Annotated in this window: 22 protein-coding genes; all 22 read left to right on the plus strand. The window is 59.1% G+C overall.

Annotated elements, in window-relative coordinates; translation table 11 throughout:
• Positions 1 to 36 precede the first annotated feature (36 nt).
• On the plus strand, positions 37 to 921 hold the full coding sequence (locus P7F28_RS24610; protein WP_277187382.1) for a branched-chain amino acid ABC transporter permease: 885 nt from the start codon (positions 37 to 39) through the stop codon (positions 919 to 921).
• Positions 921 to 1,892 (plus strand): branched-chain amino acid ABC transporter permease, encoded by a 972-nt coding sequence (locus P7F28_RS24615; RefSeq protein ID WP_277187455.1) that lies wholly within the window; start codon positions 921 to 923, stop codon positions 1,890 to 1,892. Before P7F28_RS24610 ends, P7F28_RS24615 begins: the two co-directional genes overlap by 1 nt.
• Before the next feature lie 503 nt (positions 1,893 to 2,395).
• The gene (locus P7F28_RS24620) at positions 2,396 to 3,562 is read left to right on the plus strand and encodes an ABC transporter substrate-binding protein (protein WP_277187383.1); all 1,167 of its coding nucleotides are present in this window, start codon (positions 2,396 to 2,398) and stop codon (positions 3,560 to 3,562) included.
• A 237-nt stretch (positions 3,563 to 3,799) separates the two neighbouring features.
• Entirely contained in the window at positions 3,800 to 4,945 is a 1,146-nt protein-coding gene (locus P7F28_RS24625) for an ABC transporter substrate-binding protein (RefSeq protein ID WP_370467399.1), read from the plus strand.
• 88 nt (positions 4,946 to 5,033) lie between these two features.
• The gene (locus tag P7F28_RS24630) at positions 5,034 to 6,089 is read left to right on the plus strand and encodes a branched-chain amino acid ABC transporter permease (protein WP_277187385.1); all 1,056 of its coding nucleotides are present in this window, start codon (positions 5,034 to 5,036) and stop codon (positions 6,087 to 6,089) included.
• 4 nt (positions 6,090 to 6,093) lie between these two features.
• Positions 6,094 to 7,869, plus strand: a complete 1,776-nt coding sequence (locus P7F28_RS24635; RefSeq protein ID WP_277187386.1) for an ATP-binding cassette domain-containing protein — start codon at positions 6,094 to 6,096, stop codon at positions 7,867 to 7,869.
• Complete coding sequence (locus tag P7F28_RS24640) at positions 7,869 to 8,612, plus strand: ABC transporter ATP-binding protein (RefSeq protein WP_277187387.1); 744 nt, start codon at positions 7,869 to 7,871, stop codon at positions 8,610 to 8,612. Before P7F28_RS24635 ends, P7F28_RS24640 begins: the two co-directional genes overlap by 1 nt.
• Positions 8,613 to 8,768: 156 nt before the next feature.
• Entirely contained in the window at positions 8,769 to 10,715 is a 1,947-nt protein-coding gene (mnmG, locus tag P7F28_RS24645) for a tRNA uridine-5-carboxymethylaminomethyl(34) synthesis enzyme MnmG (RefSeq protein WP_277187388.1), read from the plus strand.
• The gene (rsmG, locus tag P7F28_RS24650) at positions 10,712 to 11,380 is read left to right on the plus strand and encodes a 16S rRNA (guanine(527)-N(7))-methyltransferase RsmG (RefSeq protein WP_277187389.1); all 669 of its coding nucleotides are present in this window, start codon (positions 10,712 to 10,714) and stop codon (positions 11,378 to 11,380) included. The genes mnmG and rsmG overlap by 4 nt, the downstream gene beginning before the upstream one ends.
• A gap of 56 nt (positions 11,381 to 11,436) precedes the next feature.
• Positions 11,437 to 12,210: a ParA family protein gene (locus tag P7F28_RS24655; protein WP_277187390.1), complete on the plus strand. Its 774-nt coding sequence runs from the start codon at positions 11,437 to 11,439 to the stop codon at positions 12,208 to 12,210.
• 47 nt (positions 12,211 to 12,257) lie between these two features.
• Positions 12,258 to 13,160 (plus strand): ParB/RepB/Spo0J family partition protein, encoded by a 903-nt coding sequence (locus P7F28_RS24660; RefSeq protein ID WP_277187391.1) that lies wholly within the window; start codon positions 12,258 to 12,260, stop codon positions 13,158 to 13,160.
• The gene (locus P7F28_RS24665) at positions 13,160 to 14,296 is read left to right on the plus strand and encodes an SLC13 family permease (protein WP_277187392.1); all 1,137 of its coding nucleotides are present in this window, start codon (positions 13,160 to 13,162) and stop codon (positions 14,294 to 14,296) included. Before P7F28_RS24660 ends, P7F28_RS24665 begins: the two co-directional genes overlap by 1 nt.
• A gap of 270 nt (positions 14,297 to 14,566) precedes the next feature.
• The gene (locus P7F28_RS24670) at positions 14,567 to 15,076 is read left to right on the plus strand and encodes an ATP synthase subunit I (RefSeq protein ID WP_277187393.1); all 510 of its coding nucleotides are present in this window, start codon (positions 14,567 to 14,569) and stop codon (positions 15,074 to 15,076) included.
• A gap of 180 nt (positions 15,077 to 15,256) precedes the next feature.
• Positions 15,257 to 16,108, plus strand: a complete 852-nt coding sequence (gene atpB, locus P7F28_RS24675; RefSeq protein WP_277187394.1) for a F0F1 ATP synthase subunit A — start codon at positions 15,257 to 15,259, stop codon at positions 16,106 to 16,108.
• An 86-nt stretch (positions 16,109 to 16,194) separates the two neighbouring features.
• Positions 16,195 to 16,464 carry a F0F1 ATP synthase subunit C gene (gene atpE, locus P7F28_RS24680; protein ID WP_007180033.1) on the plus strand — a complete coding sequence of 90 codons (270 nt, stop codon included), beginning with the start codon at positions 16,195 to 16,197 and terminating at the stop codon, positions 16,462 to 16,464.
• Between the two features lie 134 nt (positions 16,465 to 16,598).
• Complete coding sequence (locus P7F28_RS24685) at positions 16,599 to 17,069, plus strand: F0F1 ATP synthase subunit B (protein WP_277187395.1); 471 nt, start codon at positions 16,599 to 16,601, stop codon at positions 17,067 to 17,069.
• Positions 17,070 to 17,071: 2 nt separating this feature from the next.
• Positions 17,072 to 17,614, plus strand: a complete 543-nt coding sequence (locus tag P7F28_RS24690) for a F0F1 ATP synthase subunit delta (RefSeq protein WP_277187396.1) — start codon at positions 17,072 to 17,074, stop codon at positions 17,612 to 17,614.
• A 61-nt stretch (positions 17,615 to 17,675) separates the two neighbouring features.
• Positions 17,676 to 19,217: a F0F1 ATP synthase subunit alpha gene (gene atpA, locus P7F28_RS24695; RefSeq protein ID WP_277187397.1), complete on the plus strand. Its 1,542-nt coding sequence runs from the start codon at positions 17,676 to 17,678 to the stop codon at positions 19,215 to 19,217.
• A 65-nt stretch (positions 19,218 to 19,282) separates the two neighbouring features.
• Positions 19,283 to 20,167, plus strand: coding sequence for a F0F1 ATP synthase subunit gamma (atpG, locus tag P7F28_RS24700; protein WP_277187398.1), 885 nt, complete (start codon positions 19,283 to 19,285; stop codon positions 20,165 to 20,167).
• A 44-nt stretch (positions 20,168 to 20,211) separates the two neighbouring features.
• Positions 20,212 to 21,606: a F0F1 ATP synthase subunit beta gene (gene atpD, locus P7F28_RS24705; protein ID WP_277187399.1), complete on the plus strand. Its 1,395-nt coding sequence runs from the start codon at positions 20,212 to 20,214 to the stop codon at positions 21,604 to 21,606.
• Positions 21,607 to 21,687: 81 nt separating this feature from the next.
• A complete protein-coding gene (locus P7F28_RS24710) occupies positions 21,688 to 22,113 on the plus strand; it encodes a F0F1 ATP synthase subunit epsilon (protein ID WP_277187400.1) in 426 nt (141 codons plus the stop codon).
• 267 nt (positions 22,114 to 22,380) lie between these two features.
• A complete protein-coding gene (locus tag P7F28_RS24715; protein WP_277187401.1) occupies positions 22,381 to 24,111 on the plus strand; it encodes an AMP-binding protein in 1,731 nt (576 codons plus the stop codon).
• The last annotated feature ends 318 nt before the right edge of the window (positions 24,112 to 24,429 follow it).

Here is a 24,429-nt window from a genome sequence, read left to right on the forward strand (position 1 = left end):
CGCGTCGGCGTCAACTCGTTCTAAACGGCAGGTTCAATGGAAATTTTCGGCATTCCGCTCGCCGCGATGATGAGCCAGCTATTGCTCGGTCTCGTGAACGGCTCGTTCTACGCGATCCTATCGCTCGGGCTTGCGGTGATCTTCGGCTTGCTCAACGTCATCAACTTCGCGCACGGCGCGCTCTTTATGCTGGGCGCGATGCTCGCGTGGATGGGCGCGTCGTATTTCAGCATTCCCTATTGGGCGATGCTGGTGCTCGCGCCCGTGATCGTCGGATTCTTCGGCGTGTTGATCGAACGTTCGATGCTGCGTTGGCTGTACAAGCTCGACCATCTTTACGGACTCTTGCTGACCTTTGGCCTTACGTTGGTCGTCGAAGGCGTGTTCCGTTCGATCTACGGATCATCGGGACAGCCGTACGACGTGCCTTCGCTGCTGCAAGGCGCGAGCAATCTCGGCTTTATGTTCCTGCCGAACTATCGCGCGTGGGTGGTGGTGGCATCGCTGGCGGTGTGCTTTGCGACGTGGTTCGTGATCGAGAAGACGCGGATCGGCGCGTATTTGCGTGCGGGCACGGAGAACCCGAAGCTCGTCGAAGCATTCGGCGTCAACGTGCCGATGATGATTACGCTCACCTACGGTTTCGGCGTCGCGCTGGCGGCGTTCGCGGGCGTGCTGGCCGCGCCGGTCATTCAGGTTTCGCCGCTGATGGGCCAGTCGATGATCATCACCGTGTTCGCGGTGGTCGTGATCGGCGGCATGGGTTCGATCATGGGTTCGATTCTCACCGGCCTCTTGCTCGGCGTGATCGAAGGCTTTACGCGCGTGTTCTATCCGGAAGCGTCCGCGACGGTCGTGTTCGTGATCATGGCGTTGGTGCTGATGGTGCGTCCCGCCGGACTCTTCGGCAAGGAAAAATGATGCAGAGAAAAGCGCTCTACGCCCTGTTGCTGATCGGCCTGGTGATCGCGCCGTTCGCGGGCGTGTATCCGGTCTTCATGATGAAAGTGCTGTGCTTCGCGTTGTTCGCGGCCGCGTTCAATCTGCTGATCGGCTTTACGGGATTGCTGTCGTTCGGGCACGCGATGTTTCTGTCGCTCGCCGGTTACACGGCGGGTTATGCGATACAGACCATCGGCCTGACGCCGGAAGCCGGCGTGATACTCGGCACGCTCGCGGCGACCGTGCTCGGCTTGCTCGTCGGCTTGCTGGCGATCCGTCGCCAGGGCATCTACTTCGCGATGGTCACGCTCGCGCTCGCGCAGATGGTCTACTTCGTCTTTCTGCAAGCGCCGTTCACGCATGGCGAGGACGGTCTGCAAGGCGTGCCGCGCGGCAAGCTGTTCGGCATCGTCAGTCTGAGCAGCGATCTCACGCTGTATTACATTGTGCTCCTGCTGATGTTGCTGGCGTTCGCGCTGATCGTGCGCATCGTGCATTCGCCGTTCGGGCAGGTGCTGATCGCGATCAAGGAGAACGAGCCGCGCGCCATTTCGCTCGGCTACGATACCTCTCGCTATAAGCTGCTCGCGTTCGTGCTGTCGGCGGGACTCGCGGGCCTCGCAGGCGCGACGAAAACGCTGGTGCTCGGCTTCGAAACGCTCGGCGATGCCTACTGGACCATGTCCGGTCTCGTCGTGCTGATGACGCTCGTCGGCGGCATGAGCACGATGTTCGGGCCGCTGCTCGGCGCGTTCATCATCGTGTTGCTGGAAGACCGGCTTGGGGATATCGGCGGCGGATTGGCGAAGATGACCGGCATCGATTGGTTCAATTCGCTCGGTGAATCCGTGACTATCGTGACGGGGATTATCTTTATTGCGTGCGTGCTGGCATTCAGGCGCGGCATTGTCGGTGAAATCGTCGCACGGGTTCGGCCGCTTCAAGGATAATTCGATTTATTTGGATATCCGAATAAATTGCGCATTCGAATTACGCGCGAAAAACGCGATAATCACGCCCTGTTAAGGTGCTTGTATGCACCACTAGGGTAAATGCTAGGTTGTTGCGAAACGATACAGCCCTTAAGATTCTGTTTAGTTCTGTTGCACCCAGATTTTTGAGGTGGAGAACGAGGAGACATGAGGCACGAAGTGCCCACGGAAAAGCGCTGTTGGATAAGTCCAACAGCGCTTTTTTATTTCCGGCGTCGCTCATACGAATCACCATCTTATACGCTGAAACCCGCGTTCGGCGCATACCACACGTCCCTTCAAATCGCTTGCTGGACGGCGCTTGCCTCCGCTAAACTGCATTTCCCTTGTATTCACCGACTCATCGGTCGGCAAATGCCGGGCGAACCTTTTGAGCGCATTTATCAACGCATTCGCATTCGATAAATCGGCTCGGTCTCTTCACACAGCACACGATTCACGATTCAACGGGACGCAAACTAATGAAGTGGGCTTTACGGGGTAAAGCGGTCGCAATGGCCGTAGCGGGATTATCGGTTTTGATCAGTGGTGAAGTTTTCGCGGACGTGAAAATCGGCGTGACGGTATCGGCGACGGGACCGGCGGCATCGCTCGGGATTCCGGAGAAGAACACCATCGCATTGTTGCCGAAGGAAGTGGCGGGGCAGAAGATCGAATACATCGTGCTCGACGATGCCACCGACTCCACCCAAGCCGTCAAGAACGCGCGCAAGCTCACCAGCGAAGACAAGGTCGATGCCCTGGTCGGCTCGACCGTCGTGCCCAATTCCCTCGCGATGATCGACATCGCCGCCGAAACGCATACGCCGATGATCTCGATGGCCGCCGCCGCGAGCATCGTCGAACCGATGGATGCCAAGCGCGCGTGGGTCTTCAAGACGCCGCAGAACGACATCCTCATGGCGACGGCGATTGCGCAGCATATGTCGAATCATGGCGTGAAGACGGTGGCGTTTATCGGCTTCTCGGATGCGTACGGAGAGAGCTGGTTCAAGGAATTCACGAAGGCCGCGGATCTGGCGAAGATCAAGGTCGTGGCGAACGAACGCTTCGCGCGTAACGATGCGTCGGTCACCGGTCAGGTGTTGAAGATGATGTCGCAGAACCCGGATGCGGTGTTGATCGCGGGCGCGGGTACGCCGGCCGCATTGCCGCAGAAAACGCTCAAGGAGCGCGGCTACAAGGGCAAGCTGTATCAGACGCACGGTGTCGCGAATAACGACTTCCTGCGCGTGTGCGGCAAGGATTGCGACGGCACGTTCCTGCCTTCCGGTCCGCTGCTCGTCGCGGATCAATTGCCCGACAGCAATCCGGTGAAGCAGGCCGCGCTGACGTACAAGAAGGCTTACGAAGGCGCGTACGGCGCGGGTTCTATTTCGACCTTCGGCGGTCACGCCTGGGATACGGGCCTCATTCTTCAGCGCGCGATTCCCATCGCCTTGAAGAAGGGTCAGCCGGGCACGCCCGCGTTCCGCGAAGCGCTGCGTCAGGCGATCGAAGAGACGAAGAATCTGCCTGCATCGCACGGCATTTTCAACATGAGCGCGAACGATCACTCGGGCCTGGATCAGCGGGCGCGCGTGATGGTCGAGATCGTCGGCGGCAAGTGGAAGCTCGCCACCAACTGACGGGACAACGAATGAATTGATTCAGCGAAAAAGGCGCGTCTTCCAAAGGAACGCGCCTTTTTTGTGCGCGACGCAAACGTGTGCAAATGCTTATCGAAAAAACGTCCGGAGAGACGCGCCGATGGTCAGGGAAAACCAGCCTAGGCGAGGTGTTAAGCGGTCAATAGATTGAATCGCCAGTCATATACATAACAACGCGCAATAAGCGTTTGGAGACAAGCAATGAAGACGAAGAACATGTGGATCAAGGCAGGCGTTGCGCTCGCTATTGCGGGCAGTGCGAACGTGGCGATGGCGCAGGTGAAGATCGGCGTGACGCTGTCGGCGACGGGACCGGCGGCATCGCTCGGGATTCCCGAGAAAAATACCGTCGCGCTGTTGCCGAAGGAAATCGGCGGGAAATCGGTCGAATACATCGTGCTCGATGATGGTTCCGACACCAGCCGCGCCGTGCAGAACACGCGCAAGCTGATCGACGAAGATCATGTCGATGCGATCGTCGGCTCCACGGTTACGCCGAACTCGCTGGCGATGATCGACGCGGCCTCATCGTCGAAGACGCCGATGATCTCGATGGCCGCATCCGCCGCGATCATCGCGCCGATGGACGCCAAGAAAGCGTGGGTCTTCAAGACGCCGCAGAACGACGCGCTTATGGCCGATGCCATCGCGAGTTATATGGAGAAGCACGGCGTGAAGACGGTCGGTTTCATCGGCTTCGCGGATGCTTACGGCGATGGCTGGTACAACGTCTTCAACGCAGCCGCGACGGCGCATAAGCTGAAGATCGTCACGAACGAGCGATACAACCGCACGGACACGTCCGTCACCGGCCAGGTGCTCAAGACGATGGGCGCGAACCCGGACGCGGTGCTGATCGCGGGCGCGGGCACGCCGTCCGCGCTGCCCGCGAAGGCGCTGAAGGAGCGTGGTTACAATGGCAAGGTGTATCAGACGCATGGCGTCGCGAATAACGACTTTCTGCGCGTGTGCGGCAAGGATTGCGAGGGCGAGATTCTGCCCGCCGGTCCGGTGCTCGTGACCGAGCAATTGCCCGACAGCAACCCGGTGAAGAAGTCGTCGGCGGCGTACAAGAACGCGTATGAGAAGGCCAACGGTGCGGGTTCTTTATCGACCTTCGGCGGTCACGCGTGGGACGCGGGTCAGATGCTCCAGCGCGCGATTCCCGAAGCGCTGAAGAAGGCTCAGCCGGGTACGCCGGAGTTTCGTGAAGCATTGCGCGCGGCGCTGGAAAATCTGAAGGATTTGCCCGTGGCGCACGGCATCATGAACACCACGGCGAACGATCACAACGGCTTCGACGATCGCGCACGCGTGATGGTGCAAATCGTCGATGGCAAGTGGAAGTTGCTGAACGACTGAACGTCGTTCTTGTTTTCCAAAAGGGCAAAGCGGTTCGCCGGAGTCTCCGGCGAACCGCTTTGTCCCATCGTAGCTCTCAAGAGGAAGTATGGACTTTTCGATAGCGGCGATCCTGGCGCAAGACGGGATCACCACGGGCGCGATCTACGCCTTGCTCGCGCTCGCTCTGGTACTCGTGTTCTCGGTAACGCGGGTGATTTTTATCCCGCAGGGCGAGTTCGTCGCGTATGGCGCGTTGACGCTCGCCGCGTTGCAGACGCAGAAGCTGCCGGCGACGTGTTATCTGCTGATGGGGATGGGCGCGGGCTGCTTCGTCGCGGAAGTGGCGGGCATTGTTCGTCATCCTGCGCGATATCACCAGATCGGGCGTTTGCTGGCGCTCCTCGTCGGCAAATACTTGCTGTTTCCCGTTGCGATTTGGGCGATCACGCAAGCCGCGTTCGCGCAGCCCTTGCCGATGATCGCGCAGATCGCGTTGACGCTTTTGATCGTCGTGCCGATGGGGCCGTTTGTGTATCGGCTGGCGTATGAGCCGATCGTGGAGGCGAGCACGCTGTTGCTGCTGATCGTCGCCGTCGCCGTGCACTTCGCGATGGTCGGCTTAGGCCTCGTGATGTTCGGCGCGGAAGGCTCGCGCACCACCGCTTTCTCCGATGCCACCTTCAACCTCGGCAGCGTATCGGTTTCCGGGCAGAGCTTGTGGGTCGTCGGCACGGCGGTCGTGCTGATCGTCGCGCTGTACTTCTATTTCGATCGATCGATATCGGGCAAGGCGCTGCGGGCGACATCGGTGAATCGGCTGGGCGCGCGGCTGGTGGGTATCGGCACGACACAGGCAGGGAGGCTGGCGTTCACGCTTGCAGCAGGCCTTGGCGCGCTGTGCGGCGTGCTGGTCGCACCGATCACGACCATCTACTACGACTCGGGCTTCCTGATCGGCCTCAAGGGCTTCGTAGGCGCGATCGTGGGCGGTTTGGTGAGTTATCCGCTGGCAGCGGCTGGATCGCTGCTGGTGGGACTGCTGGAGTCGTATTCGTCGTTCTGGGCGAGCGCGTACAAGGAGGTGATCGTCTTCACGTTGATTATTCCGGTGCTGCTATGGCGGAGTCTCGCCAGCCCGCATTCGGATGAAGACGAGGAGTGAGCCGATGAAATCCCGATTCTTCTTTTTGGCGTTTTTGGTCGTCGTGTTTGCGCTGCCGGTCTTGCCGGGCGTGATTGCTGTGCCGGAGTACTGGATCACGCTGCTGAACTACATCGGCTTGTATTCGATCGTCGCGATCGGGCTGGTCTTGCTGACCGGCATCGGCGGGATGACGAGCTTCGGGCAGGCGGCGTTCGTCGGCGTCGGCGCGTATGCGACCGCGTTCTTGACGACGCAGTACGGCGTATCGCCGTGGCTCGCGTTGATCGCGGGCGTCGTGCTGACGGCGTTTATCGCGCTGCTGCTCGGCCTCATCACGATGCGGCTATCGGGCCACTTCCTGCCGCTCGGCACCATCGCGTGGGGTCTTTCGCTGTTCTATCTTTTTGGCAATCTCGAGTTGCTCGGCAAGTACGACGGCATCAACGGGATTCCGGTTTTGAGCCTGTTCGGATGGAAGCTCGAATCCGGCCGCAGCATCTACTACCTGATCTGGGCCGTCGTGCTGCTCGCGGTGATATCTGTTCAGAATTTGCTTAATAGTCGTCCGGGACGCGCAATCCGTGCACTACGCGGCGGCGGCACGATGGCGGAAGCGATGGGCGTCAACACCGCGTGGATGCGCGTGGTCATTTTTATCTACGCAGCCGTTCTGGCATCGATTTCGGGCTTCCTATACGCCCACTTGCAGCGCGCAGTGAATCCGACGCCTTTTGGGCTGAATCACGGAATCGAATTCCTGTTTATGGCGGTTGTTGGCGGCGTTTCTCACGTCTGGGGTGCGATTCTCGGTGCGACGATCCTCACCGTTCTTCAGGACTATCTGCAAACGTGGCTGCCGAAGCTGATCGGCGCGAACGGGAATTTTGAGATCATTGTTTTCGGCATCGTGATGGTGCTGCTTTTGCAATATGCGCGGCAAGGCGTGTGGCCGTTCGTGGCGCGGTTGTTTCCGCGTGGTCCACGCGCACACGTTCCCAATCACAGCGATGCTTTGCCGCAGCGCAGCAAGCCCGCGCTAGGTTCCGGCCTTCTCGTGGTTGAGAAGGCGCGCAAACAGTTTGGTGGTCTCGTTGCGGTGAACGATGTCAGCTTCGAAGTCAAAGCGGGCGAGATCATCGGTTTGATCGGACCGAACGGCGCGGGTAAATCAACGACGTTCAATCTCGTGACCGGCGTGCTTCAGGCGACCAGCGGCGCGATCAGTTTTCATGGCGAGCGCATCGATAAGCTGAGTTCACGTGAAATCGTCAAGCGCGGGATAGGGCGCACGTTCCAGCACGTAAAGATGCTGCCGGGAATGAGCGTGCTTGAGAACGTGGCGATCGGTGCGCACTTGCGTGGCAGCACGGGCGTCTGGCGCAGCATCGCTCGACTGAATGCAGCCGAAGAAGCACGCTTGATGGCCGAAGCCGCAAAGCAGATTGTGCGCGTCGGGCTGGAGAAGCATCTCTATAGCGAGGCGGGCAGTCTCGCGCTCGGGCAGCAACGCATCATGGAGATTGCTCGTGCATTGTGCTGCGATCCAACCCTGCTTTTGCTCGATGAGCCCGCCGCCGGTCTTCGTTATCAAGAAAAACTTCAACTTGCCGATCTGATTCGCAAACTACGCACTGAAGGCATGAGCATTCTGCTTGTTGAACACGATATGGATTTCGTGATGAATCTGACGGACCGACTCGTCGTGATGGAATTCGGCACGAAGATTGCCGAAGGTCTGCCGACTGAAGTCCAAAAGGATCCGGCGGTTTTGGAAGCGTATTTGGGCGGGGTGGAGTGATGAGCAAGATACTGGAAGTCAAAGGCCTGTCGGTGCGCTACGGCAAAGTCGAGGCGCTTCACGAAGGAAAGCTGTCGGTCGAAGCCGGGCAGATCGTATCGGTGATCGGCCCCAACGGCGCGGGCAAATCAACGCTGCTGAACGCGATAATGGGCGCGCTGCCCTCAACAGGTCACGCAAAAGGCCTCGTTCGCTTCCACGGCGATGACGTCTCGGCATTAGCGGTCGAGAAACGTGTCTCACGTGGAATGTGCCTAGTGCCTGAAAAACGTGAGCTTTTCTCCAGCATGACGGTGGAAGACAACCTCGTGTTGGGCGCATATCGGCGCAAGCGCGCCGGACAGCGAGATTTCTTGGATCAACTCGATCATGTGTTCGAGTTGTTTCCTCGACTTAAGGAGCGGCGTCGGCAGGCGGCGGGCACGCTGTCGGGTGGCGAGCGCCAAATGCTGGCGGTCGGTCGGGCGTTGATGGGCAAACCGCAACTTTTGATGCTCGATGAACCAAGCCTTGGCCTTGCGCCGCTAATCGTCAAAGAGATTTTTCACATTATCAGTGCGTTGCGATCGACGGGCGTTGCAACGCTTTTGATTGAGCAAAACGCGCGCGCTGCGCTGCAAATTTCCGACTACGGCTACGTGCTTGAAACGGGAGAGTTCGCTCTGGAAGGCAAAGCCGACGATCTTCAACACAACCCGCAGGTCATCGAAACTTATCTGGGTTTGACCAAGAAAGTCGCATAGACACAACGCTCTCCGCGGCAAACGATGGTGTGTTTCACGTGAAACACACCATTTTTTTGGGCCATCGGTGATCTAACGAATTCGTGCCCGATTGGAAACCGATATAATTTGAGGATATTCCTTATCAGGTTCGTGTCGCTCGCGCACGAAATCTTCATGCTTTATCCCACAGAATTCGATGTGATCGTCGTCGGCGGCGGTCACGCTGGCACTGAAGCCGCGCTTGCGTCGGCTCGAATGGGCTGCAAAACCCTGCTTTTGACCCACAACATCGAGACGTTGGGCCAAATGAGCTGCAATCCGTCGATTGGCGGCATCGGAAAAGGCCATTTGGTCAAAGAAGTCGATGCGCTCGGCGGTGCGATGGCGGCAGCCACGGACGAATCGGGGATCCAGTTTCGCATCCTCAATTCGTCGAAAGGGCCTGCCGTGCGGGCTACGCGCGCACAGGCAGACCGTCTGCTGTACAAGCAGGCCATTCGCCAACGGCTGGAGAATCAGCCGAATTTGTGGCTTTTTCAGCAGGCTGTGGATGATTTGATGGTCGAAGGTGACCGTGTTGTGGGCGCGGTAACGCAAGTCGGTCTGCGGTTTCGATCGCGTGCGGTTGTCTTGACGGCCGGTACGTTCCTCGACGGAAAGATTCACGTCGGTTTGAATAATTATGTCGGCGGTCGCGCAGGAGATCCGGCTGCGGTTTCCCTTTCCGCGCGCCTGAAAGAGCTTAAGTTGCCGCAAGGTCGCCTGAAAACCGGTACGCCGCCACGTATCGATGGTCGTACGATCGACTTTTCGAAGCTCGACGAGCAGCCGGGCGACCTCGATCCGATCCCGGTTTTCTCGTTTCTCGGACGCGTTGAGCAGCATCCACAGCAGGTGCCGTGCTGGGTAACGCATACGAACGCTCAAACGCACGACATCATCCGCTCAGGACTCGACCGTTCGCCGATGTACACAGGCGTTATCGAGGGCGTCGGTCCTCGCTATTGCCCGTCGATTGAGGACAAGATTCATCGATTCGCATCGAAGGATGCGCATCAAATCTTCCTGGAGCCGGAAGGGCTGACCACGAACGAGTTTTATCCGAACGGCATTTCGACCAGCCTTCCGTTTGATGTGCAGTTGGAGCTTGTCCGCTCGATGCGTGGCCTCGAGCACGCGCACATCCTGCGTCCGGGCTATGCGATCGAATACGATTATTTCGATCCGCGCGCGTTGAAGGCATCGTTGGAAACAAAGGCGATCAACGGTTTGTTCTTCGCTGGACAGATCAACGGCACGACCGGATATGAAGAAGCCGCTGCGCAAGGCTTGTTGGCGGGTATCAACGCTGGGTTGCAAGTGCGCGGTAAAGACGCGTGGTCGCCACGTCGCGATCAGGCGTATCTCGGCGTTCTGGTCGATGATTTGGTCACGCGCGGGGTGTCTGAGCCGTATCGGATGTTCACGAGTCGCGCGGAATATCGTCTTTCGCTACGCGAAGACAATGCCGATATGCGTCTGACGGAAATCGGCCGCGAGCTTGGCGTCGTTGACGATGCTCGTTGGGACGCCTTCAGCCGGAAGCGCGATGCTGTTTCACGTGAAACACAACGCCTGCGGACTACTTGGGTCAATCCCAAAACGCTTCCCGCTGATGAAGCCACCGCATTGCTCGGCAAGCCAATCGATCATGAATACAGCCTCGCCGACCTGCTGCGTCGTCCGGGCGTATCGTATGACGGTATTTGCGGGCTGAAAGAGGGCACATGCGGCCCGGAAGATGTGTTGGCCGACGATCCGGTTCTTCGGGAACAAATCAAAGAGCAAATCGAAATCGGCGTGAAGTATCAGGGCTATATCGATCGGCAGGCCGATGAGATCGTCCGAAATGGCGCGCAAGAAAACACGCGCCTGCCCGAAGGAATCGATTACGCGGATGTGCGCGGCTTGTCGTTCGAAGCGCGTCAAAAGCTGACACAGCATCGTCCCGAAACGATCGGGCAGGCATCGCGCATCTCGGGCATCACGCCTGCCGCGATTTCGCTGCTCATGGTGCACTTGAAACGCGGTCTGGGCCGTCGTGGCCGCAACGCCGATAACGACGCATCGGCGGTTCAATGACGGTGACACAAAACGACTCGCTAGCGGACATGCTGGACCGTGGCGCGGACGAACTCGCGCTCGCTTTGTCATCGACACAAAAGCAAAAGCTGTTGGATTACGTCGCGTTGCTAGGCAAGTGGAACTCCGTCTACAACCTGACGGCCATCCGCGATCCGAAGCAGATGCTGATCCAGCACATTCTGGATTCGCTCGCGCTGGCGCCAGCGGTTGCTGCACGCAACGCGGCTACGGCGCTTGATGTGGGTTCGGGCGGCGGATTACCCGGTATCGTTCTGGCGATCGTTCTTCCGGAACTCGCAGTCACGCTGAACGACATCGTTCACAAAAAGACCGCGTTTCAATCGCAAGCGAAGACTCAATTGGGACTGGTGAATCTGTCAGTGGTGACGGGGCGTGTCGAATCGCTACGTCCCGGTCATGAAGTACCCGGAAAATTCGATGTAATCGTGTCGCGCGCATTCGCAGAACTCGCGGATTTCGTTACACTTTCCCGTCATCTGCTTGCCGATGACGGCCGCATTCTGGCGATGAAGGGCGTGCGTCCCGACGCCGAAATTGCGCGTTTGCCCGCAGGCGCAACAGCGCTGCGCGTCGAACGCCTGCAAGTTCCGATGCTCGATGCCGAGCGTCATCTGATCGAAGTGGCCGTCGAGCCGGTTTGACGGCGGCCGAACGGCGCGCTGATCTTCTGACAGCGAAGAAACGAGGACACTAAACGATGGCAAAAATCTTCTGCGTCGCAAATCAGAAGGGCGGCGTTGGAAAGACCACGACGGCAGTCAATCTCGCGGCGAGCCTTGCAGGGCTAGATCAGCGGGTTCTGCTGATCGATCTGGATCCGCAGGGCAACGCGACGATGGGAAGCGGCATCGACAAGGCCGCGTGCGAGAACACTGTCTACGAAGTGCTGGTCGATGGCGTAAAGGTGGCGGATGCGAAACTCAGCCCTGAAGCCGTGAACTACGACGTGCTACCCGCAAATCGCGAATTGGCGGGCGCGGAAGTCGAACTGGTCGAGATGGAAAATCGCGAGCGCATTCTGCGGACCGCCATCGCCGATGTAGCTAATGACTATGACTTCGTGCTGATCGATTGTCCGCCTGCATTGTCGCTGTTGACCTTGAACGCGCTCTGCGCCGCCGACGGCGTCGTCATTCCAATGCAGTGCGAGTATTTCGCGCTCGAAGGGCTATCCGACCTCGTCAACACGATCAAGCAGGTCCACGCGAACCTCAATCGCGATCTCAAAGTGATCGGCCTGCTTCGCGTCATGTTCGATCCGCGCATCACCTTGCAGCAACAGGTATCCGACCAGTTGAAGGAACACTTCGGCAGCAAATTGTTCGATGTGGTCATCCCACGCAACGTGCGGCTTGCCGAAGCGCCGAGCTACGGCTTGCCGGGCGTCGTGTTCGACCGCTCGTCGCGCGGTGCGCAGGCGTATCTGCAATTCGGCACGGAAATGATCGAGCGCGTGCGCGCGCTGCAGTAACAGAAACCTATTCGATGCGGCGACGAAGCGCCGACGGAGGAACCGAAATGAGCGCTGTGATGAAGAAGAAGGGATTGGGCCGCGGCCTGGATGCATTGCTGGGCGGCAGCGTCGACATCACGGAAGCGGTGCGCGGCGAGGGCACGCCGTCGGTCTTGTCGCTCGACAAGATGCAGGCGGGCAAGTATCAGCCGCGTACGCGCATGGACGAGGGCGCGTTGCAGGAACTGGCCGCGAGCATTCGCGCGCAAGGCCTGATGCAGCCGATTCTCGTGCGCTCGATCGGTGACGATAAGTACGAAATCATCGCGGGCGAGCGGCGTTTCCGCGCGGCGCGTCTGGCTGGACTCGACGAAGTGCCGGTGCTGGTGAAAAACGTGCCAGATCAAGCCGCCGCCGCGATGGCGCTGATCGAAAACATCCAGCGCGAGGACTTGAATCCGCTGGAAGAGGCGCAGGGCATTCAACGTCTTCTTGATGAGTTCAGCTTTACGCATGAGCAGGCGGCGGAATCGGTGGGCCGTTCGCGCAGTGCGGTGTCGAATCTGCTGCGTCTGCTGAATCTTGCGCAACCCGTTCAAACCATGCTCCTCGCTGGCGATCTCGACATGGGCCACGCCCGCGCGCTGCTCGCCGTCGATGCCGCCACGCAGATTCAGTTGGCCAACGTGGTCGTGAATCGCCGATTGTCGGTGCGTGAAACCGAGCGCCTCGTCGCGCAGACCACGAAAGAAGCGCCCGCCAAGAAAGCAAGCGTCGCCAACGACGGCGGCCGCGATACGCGTCGTCTCGAAGAAGAACTGTCCGATCTGCTCGCCGCCAACGTCAAGATCAAGCTCGGCGGACGCGGGCGCGGCAAGGTGACGATCGACTTCGGCAATCTCGATTCGCTCGAAGGCATTCTGACGAAGCTGCGTGGCAGCATCGAAGCGCCGACTCCGGCGGCTTGATGGCGGATATCGACGCGAAGCAATCTCAGCCCGACTTTCTCACGCGTATCTGGCGAGCCGTTTCGAAAGAACCGGTTCTCGCGATTCTCGTCGTCGCGCTTGTTGTTTTGCAGGCCGTGCATCCACGGCCGCTTATGTCGCTGCCGGGTCTCGTCGATTGGCAGACGGTGCTGACGCTCGCTGGCCTTCTTATTCTGACGAAGGCGATCGAATTGTCAGGATTCCTGATGTGGGCGGCGCATCGTCTCGTGCATCACATTCATAACGAGCGCACGCTGGCGTTGTTGCTCGTTGCGCTGGCTGCGGCTTTATCGACGGTGCTGACCAACGATGTCGCGTTGTTCGCGATCGTGCCGCTTGCGTTGTCGTTGCATCGGTTGGCGCCGTTGCCGATCAAGCGGCTGGTGATCGTGATCGCCGTATCGGTGAATGCAGGTTCGATTCTCACGCCGCTCGGCAATCCGCAAAACCTCTTTCTCTGGCAGACCAGCGGCGTGTCGTTCGGCGCGTTCGTCTGGGCGATGCTGCCGTTGTGCGCCGCGTTGATGGCGCTGCTGGCCATCGTGACCGTCGTCATGTTCAAGGCCGCGCCGCTCGATCTCTCCGGCGATATCGAAGAACACAAAGTCGATCGCGTATTGTGCGTGGTGAGTGCGCTGGCGTTTGCCGTGTTCGTTGCGCTGGCGGACGCGCATCAGGCGGGGCCGGCGCTCGCCGTGATCGCAATCGGCTTCCTGCTCTGGCGACGCGAAGTCGTGTTCAAGATCGACTTTCTGCTGCTGCTCATTTTCGTGCTCATGTTCATTGTGCTGCGCAGCGCCGCCGCGCTGCCATCGATTCACGCGGCCATCGCGCAGTTGGGAATCGGCACGCCGGTGAGGGCGTACGTGGCTGGCGCGGTGTTGTCGCAAGGCATCAGCAACGTGCCCGCTGCGATCGTGCTCGCGGAGTTCTCCAAGGACTGGCGCGCGCTGGCGTTCGGCGTGAGCGTGGGCGGCTTCGGTATCGCAATCGGTTCGCTGGCGAATTTGATCGCCGTCCGTTTGTCAGGGGAAAAGGGCATGTGGACGCCTTTCCACATGGTATCGATACCGTTTTGGATCGTGGCGGCGTTCATCGGATGGGCGCTGATTTGATGCTCAGTCGCTAATCCCGTGTCATCTGAAAATCTCCTTGCAATTGCAAGGAAAGTCTACGTTTTGAGATCAATTTTTAAGGTTTGTCTGCTTGGGTTTTGACACACCTAAACTATTGAATCCCCGAGGACAATCACTTACAATCCACCGGATTTATCAGCTAGGCCACCTCGAAAGCGCGGCGAAAGCGCACGGTGATTCTCCGGACTCTTGGTTGAAGGTTTGAAGACGGTGCGAGAGCAAAATTCAGCGCCGCAGAGCGATCGGAACATGGAATCGAACGCTCACAAACCCGGCGCGCAAAACGCCTCCGGACAACAGCCGCATAGTTCGTCCAGCGAATCGTGGGATGCCGAAGCGCAAGATAACAATATCGTTCCGCTCACGCGGGATCAGGCAGAAAAGCTGTTTGGCCCCGAAGTGAGTCGTCCATCGCGTGTCACACCGTTTAAGGTCGTGGCAGCGCAAATGGTTTTGTCCCTGGGTGCGACGCTGCTGTGGTGGCTGTTCTATAAGCCGCCGGGAGATGCTGCGCTGTCCGCATTCTTGGGGGGAGCAATCTGCTGGGTGCCGAGCGCATTGTTCGCCGCGCGCCTGAAAGCAAAAAGCGGCGCGGAGACGATCATGAGCTGGATGGTCGGCGAGGCGCTCAAAATGGGAGCGACGATTGCTATGTTCGTGGCGATCGCGTTCTGGTACAAAAGCGCGCTGTGGCTGCCTCTGCTCGTCACCTACATCGTTGCGCTTAAGACCTACTGGGTTGCCATGGCCTTGCGCTGATGACCTCTCAGGTAAGTGCGGCACTGCAAGGCCGCGAGTAGCATCGAACAGCATCAAGTATAAGAAAGGCGCGGCATTCTTGCCGCGATCGGGCCTCCCGCCCGGAGCCGGCACGCGAAGCGACGGCTCGGAGACGGCAGGCGGCGAAAGATTTTTGACAATTTGGGTGGCTTTAACGATATGGCAGCTAGCGAAGGAACGCACGCTCTGGACCCGTCCGAGTACATTGCGCACCACTTGCAGAATCTTTCCACGCATACACAGACGTCGATCTTCGACATCCACGTCTGGAATCTCGACACGCTGTTCTGGTCGATCGTATGTGGTCTCCTCACCATCGTCATTCTCGGTCTTGCGGCGCGCCGCGCGACGTCCGGCGTGCCGGGGCGCTTCCAATGCGCCATCGAAATGCTGGTCGAGATGGTCGAAGATCAGTCGAAGTCGATGATCCACGGCAGCCGCCGTTTCATCGCACCGCTCGCGCTGACCGTGTTCGTCTGGGTCGCCCTGATGAACTCGCTCGACTTCATCCCTGTGGATCTGCCGGGCCGCATCATCGGCGTCCTCGGTCTCGAGAATGTCATCCCGCATCATCGCATCGTGCCGACGGCTGATTTGAACGGCACCATCGGCATCGCGCTCGGCGTGTTCGTGCTGATGATCTATTACAACTTCAAGATCAAGGGCGCTGGCGGCTTCGTGCACGAACTGCTGTCCGCTCCGTTCGGTGCGCATCCGCTGCTGTGGATTCCCAATCTCGCGCTGAACATCATCGAGTTCGTCGCCAAGACGGTTTCGCTCGGCATGCGGCTGTTCGGCAACATGTATGCAGGCGAACTGCTGTTCCTGCTGATCGCGCTGCTTGGCAGCATGTGGCACTTCGGCGCGGACGCCTCGATCCTCGGCTTTATCGGCCATGTGATCGCGGGCACGGTTTGGGCGATCTTCCACATTCTGATCGTGCTGCTGCAAGCGTTCATTTTCATGATGCTGACGCTGGTGTATATCGGCCAGGCGCATGACTCGCACTGACGCGCTGCGGCAGGTCAAGAGTCGTTAGGTTCAAGGTTTCAATTTTTATAAATCCAGTTCCAAAGTCTTTAATCAAAGGAGTGATCATGCAAGCTTTCATCGCCAACATCCAAGGTCTGACCGCCATCGGTATCGGCATCATCATCGGCCTGGGTGCAATCGGCGCCTGTATCGGTATCGGTCTGATGGGCGGCAAGTATATTGAAGCATGCGCCCGCCAGCCGGAACTGATGAACCCGCTGCAGACCAAGATGTTCCTGTTGGCTGGTCTGATCGACGCGGCGTTCCTGATCGGCGTTGGTGTGGCAATGCTGTTTGCGTTTGCGAACCCGCTGCTCTCGAAGCTCGCAGGCTGAGGTTCCTCGGAAGTGTGCGTCTGATCTTTTGATGGACGCTAAACGGAACGGATAAGGCGCTGATCGAGCTAAACAAGCCGATGAGCGCCTTTTAACCGTTTCCCCTCCGAACAAGAAACGTTTAAGGAAACACCGTGAATCTCAACGCAACCCTGTTTGCGCAAATGGTCGTGTTTCTGATCCTCGCGTGGTTCACGATGAAGTTCGTGTGGCCGCCGTTGATCAACGCCCTCGACGAGCGCTCGAAGAAGATTGCTGACGGCCTCGCCGCAGCCGACAAGGGCAAGGCGGAACTCGAAGCCGCGCACAAGCGCGTCGACCAGGAACTTGCGCAGGCACGTAACGACGGTCAGCAACGTATTGCTGATGCCGAGAAGCGTGCCGTCGCCGTCGCCGACGAAATCAAAGCCAACGCTCAGGCCGAAGCCGCGCGCATCGTCGCGCAAGCCAAGGCAGATGCCGACCAGCAAATCGTGAAGGCGCGTGAAACGTTGCGTGCCGAAGTCGCTGCGCTGGCCGTCAAGGGCGCCGAGCAAATCCTGAAGCGCGAAGTCGATCAGAAGGCGCACGCCGACCTGCTGAATCAACTCAAAACCGAGCTCTGATCATGGCCGAACTTGCAACCATCGCTCGTCCTTACGCAGAAGCGCTGTTCCGCGTAGCCGAAAGCGGCGATCTCGCGGGCTGGTCCGGTTTCGTCGAGGAATTGGCACAGGTTGCGCGTCTGCCCGAAGTGGAATCGGTCGCCTCGAATCCGAAGGTGAGCCGTCAGCAGATCGTCGAGTTGCTGCTTGCTGCGGTGAAGTCGCCGCTGGCTCAGGGCAACGCGCAAGCGAAGAACTTCGTCGGCATGCTGGTGGAAAACCATCGCCTGTCGCTGCTGCCGGAAATCGCCGTTCAGTTCGATGAACTGAAGAACGCCCGCGAAGGTGCGGCGGACGCTCATATCGTGAGTGCGTTTCCCCTTGAAGGCGAACAGTTGAACGACCTCATCGCCAGCCTCGAACGCAAGTTCAAGCGCAAGCTGAAACCGATCGTCGAAGTCGATCAGTCGTTGATCGGCGGCGTTCGCGTGACGGTTGGCGACGAAGTGCTCGATACCTCGGTCCGCGCGCGCCTCGCCAGCATGCAGACGGCTCTGACCGCTTAACGTAGCGATCGACCGTGTCTGAACGCTGGCACGCAACAGAATTGACTATCAGGAGCGAATAATGCAACTCAATCCCTCTGAGATCAGCGAGCTGATCAAGAGCCGGATCCAGGGCCTTGAAGCGAGCGCAGACGTTCGCAACCAGGGCACCGTGATCTCCGTGACCGACGGTATCGTGCGTATTCACGGCCTGTCGGACGTGATGCAAGGCGAAATGCTCGAATTCCCGGGCAACACCTTCGGCCTCGCGCTGAACCTCGAACGTGACTCCGTCGGCGCCGTGATTCTCGGCCAATACGAGCACATCTCGGAAGGCGACATCGTCAAGACGACGGGCCGCATTCTCGAAGTGCCGGTTGGCCCGGAACTGATCGGCCGCGTGGTCGATGCACTCGGCAACCCGATCGACGGCAAAGGCCCGATCAACGCAAAGGCTACGGACGCTATCGAAAAGATCGCGCCGGGCGTGATTTGGCGTAAGTCGGTGTCGCAGCCGGTGCAAACGGGTCTTAAGTCGATCGACGCAATGGTGCCGATCGGCCGTGGCCAGCGTGAGCTGATCATCGGCGACCGTCAGTGCGGCAAGACCGCCGTGGCAGTCGATGCGATCATCAACCAGAAGGGCAAGGACCTCATTTGTATCTACGTCGCGATCGGCCAGAAGGCTTCGTCGATCATGAACGTGGTGCGCAAGCTCGAAGAAACCGGCGCGATGGCGTACACCATCGTCGTGGCGGCTTCGGCTTCGGAATCGGCTGCGATGCAGTACCTCGCTCCGTACGCCGGCTGCACGATGGGCGAATACTTCCGCGATCGCGGTCAAGATGCGCTGATCGTTTATGACGATTTGACCAAGCAAGCATGGGCATACCGTCAGATCTCGCTGCTGCTGCGCCGCCCGCCGGGCCGCGAAGCGTATCCGGGTGACGTGTTCTATCTGCACTCGCGTTTGCTGGAACGTGCTGCTCGCGTCTCGGAAGAGTACGTCGAGAAGTTCACCAACGGCGAAGTGAAGGGCAAGAGCGGTTCGCTGACGGCGCTGCCGGTCATTGAAACGCAAGCCGGTGACGTGACCGCGTTCGTTCCGACGAACGTGATTTCGATTACCGACGGCCAGATCTTCCTTGAAACCGACTTGTTCAACGCGGGTATCCGTCCGGCTATTAACGCCGGTGTGTCCGTGTCGCGCGTCGGTGGTGCAGCTCAGACCAAGGTCGTGAAGAAGCTGTCGGGCGGTATCCGTACCGACCTCGCGCAGTATCGTGAATTGGCTGCGTTCGCGCAGTTCGCATCCGATCTGGACGAAGCCACCCGCAAGCAGCTCGAACGCGGCCGCCGCGTGACGGAACTGCTCAAGCAGCCGCAGTATCAGCCGCTGCAAGTGTGGGAACTGTCGGTTTCGCTGTTCGCGGCGAATAACGGCTACCTGGACGATCTCGAAGTCGCGCAAGTGCTCCCGTTCGAAAAGGGCCTGCGTGAGTTCCTGAAGACCAGCCACGGCGATCTGATTAAGCGCATCGAAGACAATAAAGACTTGTCGAAGGACGACGAAGGCGCATTGCATGCCGCGCTGAAGGACTTCAAGAAGTCGGGCGCTTATTGATCGGGATATAGAGGTGACGCGCGATGTTTTCTGAACGTCGCGCGGCTTCGATCAAGGAGTAAGCAATGGCTGGAATGAAGGAAATTCGCGGCAAGATCAAGAGCGTGCAAAACACGCGAAAGATCACCAAAGCGATGGAAATGGTCGCCGCATCGAAGATGCGCCGCGCCCAGGAGCGCATGCGCTCTGCCCGTCCGTATGCCGACAAGGTCCGCGCGATCGCATCGCACATGAGCAAGGCGAACCCGGAGTATCGCCACCCGTTCATGGTGAAGAACGACGGCGCGAAGACGGCCGGCCTGATCCTCGTCACGACCGACAAGGGTCTGTGCGGCGGCATGAACACGAACGTGCTGCGTGCGTCGCTCAACAAGATCAAGGAACTCGATCAGAGCGGTGTGAAGATCGAAGCATCGGCGATCGGCGGCAAGGGTTTGGGCTTCCTGAACCGGCTGAAGGCGCAGGTCGTGTCGCAAGTCACGCAGCTGGGCGATACGCCGCATCTGGAAAAGCTGATCGGCGCGATCAAGGTGCAGCTCGACCTGTATTCGGAAGGCAAGATCAACGCGGTGTACCTGGCGTACACGCGCTTCATCAACACGATGAAGCAGGAAGCGGTGATCGAGCAGTTGCTGCCGCTGTCGGTGGATGACCTCCACGCGAAGGACGCAGACGGTGAAACGCCGAAGACCTCGTGGGATTACATCTACGAGCCGGACGCGCAAACCGTGGTGGACGAACTTCTGGTCCGCTACGTCGAAGCGCTGGTCTATCAGGCGGTCGCGGAAAACATGGCGTCGGAGCAGTCCGCACGCATGGTCGCGATGAAAGCCGCGTCGGACAACGCGAAGACCGTGATCAACGAACTGCAGCTCGTCTACAACAAGAGCCGCCAGGCCGCGATTACGAAAGAATTGTCGGAAATCGTCGGTGGCGCCGCAGCGGTCTGATTTTGCTGACCGCGTGAAAGAACACAGTATCTAAAGGAAATGCGATGAGTACTACTGCTTTGGTAGAAGGCAAGATCGTACAGTGCATCGGCGCCGTTATCGACGTGGAATTTCCGCGTGCCGAAATGCCGAAGATTTACGACGCGCTCATTCTGGAAGGCTCCGAACTGACGCTCGAAGTCCAGCAACAGCTGGGCGACGGCGTGGTCCGCACCATCTGTCTGGGTGCCTCCGACGGCCTGCGCCGCGGCACGATCGTCAAGAACACGGGCAAGCCCATCAGCGTGCCGGTCGGCAAGCCGACGCTCGGCCGTATCATGGACGTGCTCGGCCGTCCGATCGACGAAGCGGGTCCGATCTCCTCGGAAACCACGCGTTCGATCCACCAGCAAGCTCCGGCGTTCGACGAACTGTCGCCGTCTACGGAACTGCTGGAAACGGGCATCAAGGTTATCGACTTGATCTGCCCGTTTGCTAAGGGCGGCAAGGTTGGTCTGTTCGGCGGTGCAGGTGTGGGCAAGACCGTGAACATGATGGAACTCATCAACAACATCGCGAAGGAACACGGCGGTTATTCCGTGTTCGCCGGTGTGGGTGAGCGTACCCGCGAAGGGAACGACTTCTATCACGAAATGAAGGACTCGAACGTTCTGGACAAGGTCGCGCTGGTGTACGGCCAGATGAACGAGCCGCCGGGCAACCGTCTGCGCGTCGCGCTGACCGGTCTGACGATGGCCGAGCACTTCCGTGACGAAGGTCTGGACGTGCTGTTCTTCGTGGACAACATCTACCGTTTCACGCTGGCAGGTACGGAAGTGTCCGCACTGCTCGGCCGTATGCCTTCGGCCGTGGGTTATCAGCCGACGCTGGCTGAAGAAATGGGCAAGCTGCAAGAGCGTATTACGTCGACCAAGACCGGCTCGATTACGTCGGTTCAGGCCGTGTACGTCCCTGCGGATGACTTGACCGACCCGTCGCCGGCTACGACCTTCGGCCACTTGGACGCAACCGTCGTGTTGTCGCGTGATATCGCTTCGCTGGGTATCTACCCGGCAGTGGATCCGCTCGATTCGACCTCGCGTCAGATCGACCCGAACGTGATCGGTGAAGAGCACTACGGCATCACGCGTGGCGTGCAGCAAACGCTGCAGCGCTACAAGGAATTGCGCGACATTATCGCGATTCTGGGTATGGACGAACTGTCGCCGGAAGACAAGCTGTCGGTCGCGCGCGCTCGTAAGATCCAGCGTTTCCTGTCGCAGCCGTTCCACGTTGCTGAAGTGTTCACGGGCTCGCCGGGCAAGTACGTGCCGCTGAAGGAAACCATCCGCGGCTTCAAGATGATCGTTGGCGGTGAATGCGATCATCTGCCGGAGCAGGCGTTCTACATGGTCGGCACGATCGACGAAGCCTTCGAAAAGGCCAAGAAGATCCAGTAAAGGCCAAGTGTTCTCAAGCGGACGTCAGTGCAACACGCTGGCGTCCACGAACAACACTGAAGCCTCAAGGAGTCGACACATATGGCAACCATCAAGGTAGACGTCGTCAGCGCGGAAGAGCAAATCTTCTCGGGCCAGGCGAAGTTCGTCGCGCTGCCGGGCGAAGCGGGTGAACTCGGCATTCTGCCGGGCCACACGCCGCTCATCACGCGCATTCGTCCGGGCGCGGTGCGCATCGAGGCGGAAGACGGTTCGGAAGAGTTCGTGTTCGTTGCGGGCGGGATTCTCGAAATCCAGCCGGGCGTCGTCACCGTCCTCGCCGATACCGCCATTCGCGGCGCCGATCTCGACGAAGCGAAGGCCGAAGCCGCGAAGAAGCGCGCTGAAGAAGCGATGCAGGACAACAAGTCCGAACTCGAATACGCCACCGCGCAAGCGGAACTGGCGTATGCGACGGCGCAGCTTGCGGCAATTCAGCGCCTGCGCAAGGTGCATGCGAAGCACTGAGCTTGGCAGTATCGAAGCATCAAGAGAAAGCAGCCTTCGGGCTGCTTTTTTTATGTCCCAAATCGGCAAAGCGTTTGGGCAAAACTGCATATCCGATGTGCGATGCGTTAGCCTGTTGCTGCTAACTGGCTGATTTCTCGAAGAATTTGCAGCACTCGCAGAAAATCGATTGCGGGTAACACTCAATGCCCGTGCGCGTCTCCGCCATGCACAATAGCCTTCCATTTAGCCTTCACCGGCCGGCGATCCAATTTCGCGGAGACATCGATGGCAACTGAACCGACGCAGACCGACGCGCAGATCGAACCGCGCGACGGTCTTTCCTATGTCCGCGGCCCGAACGACATTTCCCTCAGCGATGCCACCGTCTCCCGGCATCTGCTCGAAACGGTCGAACGCTTTGCGGATCGCTCGGCGGTCGTGTTCCGCGAGCAGAACGTGCGATGGACATGGCGAGAGTTCGCCGATGAAATCGATGTGCTCGCCACCGCGCTGCTCGATCTCGGCATCGCGCCGGGCGATCGCGTGGGCATCTGGTCGCCGAATCGTGCGGAATGGCTGCTGACGCAATTCGCGACGGCGCGCATGGGCGCGGTGCTGGTGAATATCAATCCGGCGTATCGGCTGGCCGAGTTGGAGTATGCGCTGAACAAGGTCGGCTGCAAGGCGATTATCGCGGCTGAACAGTTCAAGACGTCGAAGTATGTCGAGATGCTTCAGACGCTCGCGCCCGAGCTTGCGTCCTTGGAACCGAACGCGTTGAATGCGGCGAAGCTGCCAGACCTGCGCGCCGTCATCCGAATGGGCAATGCCAAAACGTCCGGCATGCTCAACTTCGACGAGTTGATGCAGGCGAATCGCGCGCGCGTAAACAAAGCAAAACTCGACGCGATCGAAGCCGCGCTCAAATCCGACGATCCGATCAGCATCCAGTTCACCAGCGGCACGACCGGCAATCCGAAGGGCGCGACGCTGACGCATCGGAACATCGTCAACAACGCGCGCTATATCGCAATGGCGATGCGCCTCACCGAGCAAGACGCGCTGTGCATTCCGGTGCCGCTGTATCACTGCTTCGGCATGGTGCTCGCCGTGCTGGCGTGCGTCTCGACCGGCTGCGCGATGGTCTTCCCCGGCGAAGCGTTCGATCCGGCCGCAACGCTCGCCGCCGTCAACGACGAGCAATGCACAGCGCTGCATGGCGTGCCGACCATGTTTATCGCCGAACTGGATCATCCGGATTTCGCGAAGTACGACCTGAGCCGCTTGCGCACGGGCATCATGGCTGGCTCGCCCTGTCCGATCGAAACGATGAAGCGCGTCGTCTCGAAAATGCATCTGAGCGAGATCACGATTGCGTACGGCATGACGGAAACCAGCCCGGTCTCCTTCCAAAGCTCGACGACGGATCCGCTCGACAAGCGCACCACGACCGTCGGCCGAATTCAGCCGCATCTCGAAGTGAAGATTGTCGATGCGCTCGGCGCGATCGTCCCCGTCGGCGAAACGGGCGAGCTTTGCACGCGCGGCTATTCGGTGATGAAGGGCTATTGGGGCGATGACTCCAAAACCCGCGAAGCGATCGTCGATGGCTGGATGCATACCGGCGATCTGGCGACGCTCGACGCCGAAGGCTACTGCAATATCGTCGGCAGGCTAAAAGACATGTTGATTCGCGGCGGCGAAAATATCTATCCGCGCGAAATCGAAGAGTTTTTATTCCGGCATCCGAAGATTCAGTCGGTGCAGGTTTTCGGCGTTCCCGATCAGAAATACGGCGAGGAAGTGTGCGCGTGGATCGTCGCGCGTCCGGGCGAAAATATGAGCGAGCAAGATGTGCGCGATTTTTGCCGAGGACAAATCGCGCACTACAAGGTGCCGCGTCATATCCGCTTCGTTGACGAGTTGCCGATGACGGTCACGGGTAAGGTCCAGAAATTCATCATGCGCGCACGCATGGTCGAAGAACTTAAGCTGACGGAAGCGAAAACTGCCTGAATTAAACGTCGGAAAACATAAAGGGAGCGTTTAAACGCTCCCTTTTGTCATGGAATGAAACGATTAGCACCCAAACGTTCATATGACGCAAACGTTTGAGCAGACGAAAAAAAAGCGGGCCTGGAGCCCGCTAAAAACCACACGCTACGGGGTTAGCGCGAGGAGACCAAACGTGGGATGTTTCGAATCAGCTTTCGAATCGAAGAACGACCCCAACAGAGATGCCCCAAGGGAAGAGTGCCGAGCAATGCCGACCGCCGGACCATCGAAGTAAAAACTCACGATGCGACCGGACACATCCGTGTTGAAACCGTTTGT

Origin of the sequence: Caballeronia sp. BR00000012568055 (genome assembly GCF_029439455.1) — a bacterium.
Lineage (GTDB): Bacteria > Pseudomonadota > Gammaproteobacteria > Burkholderiales > Burkholderiaceae > Caballeronia.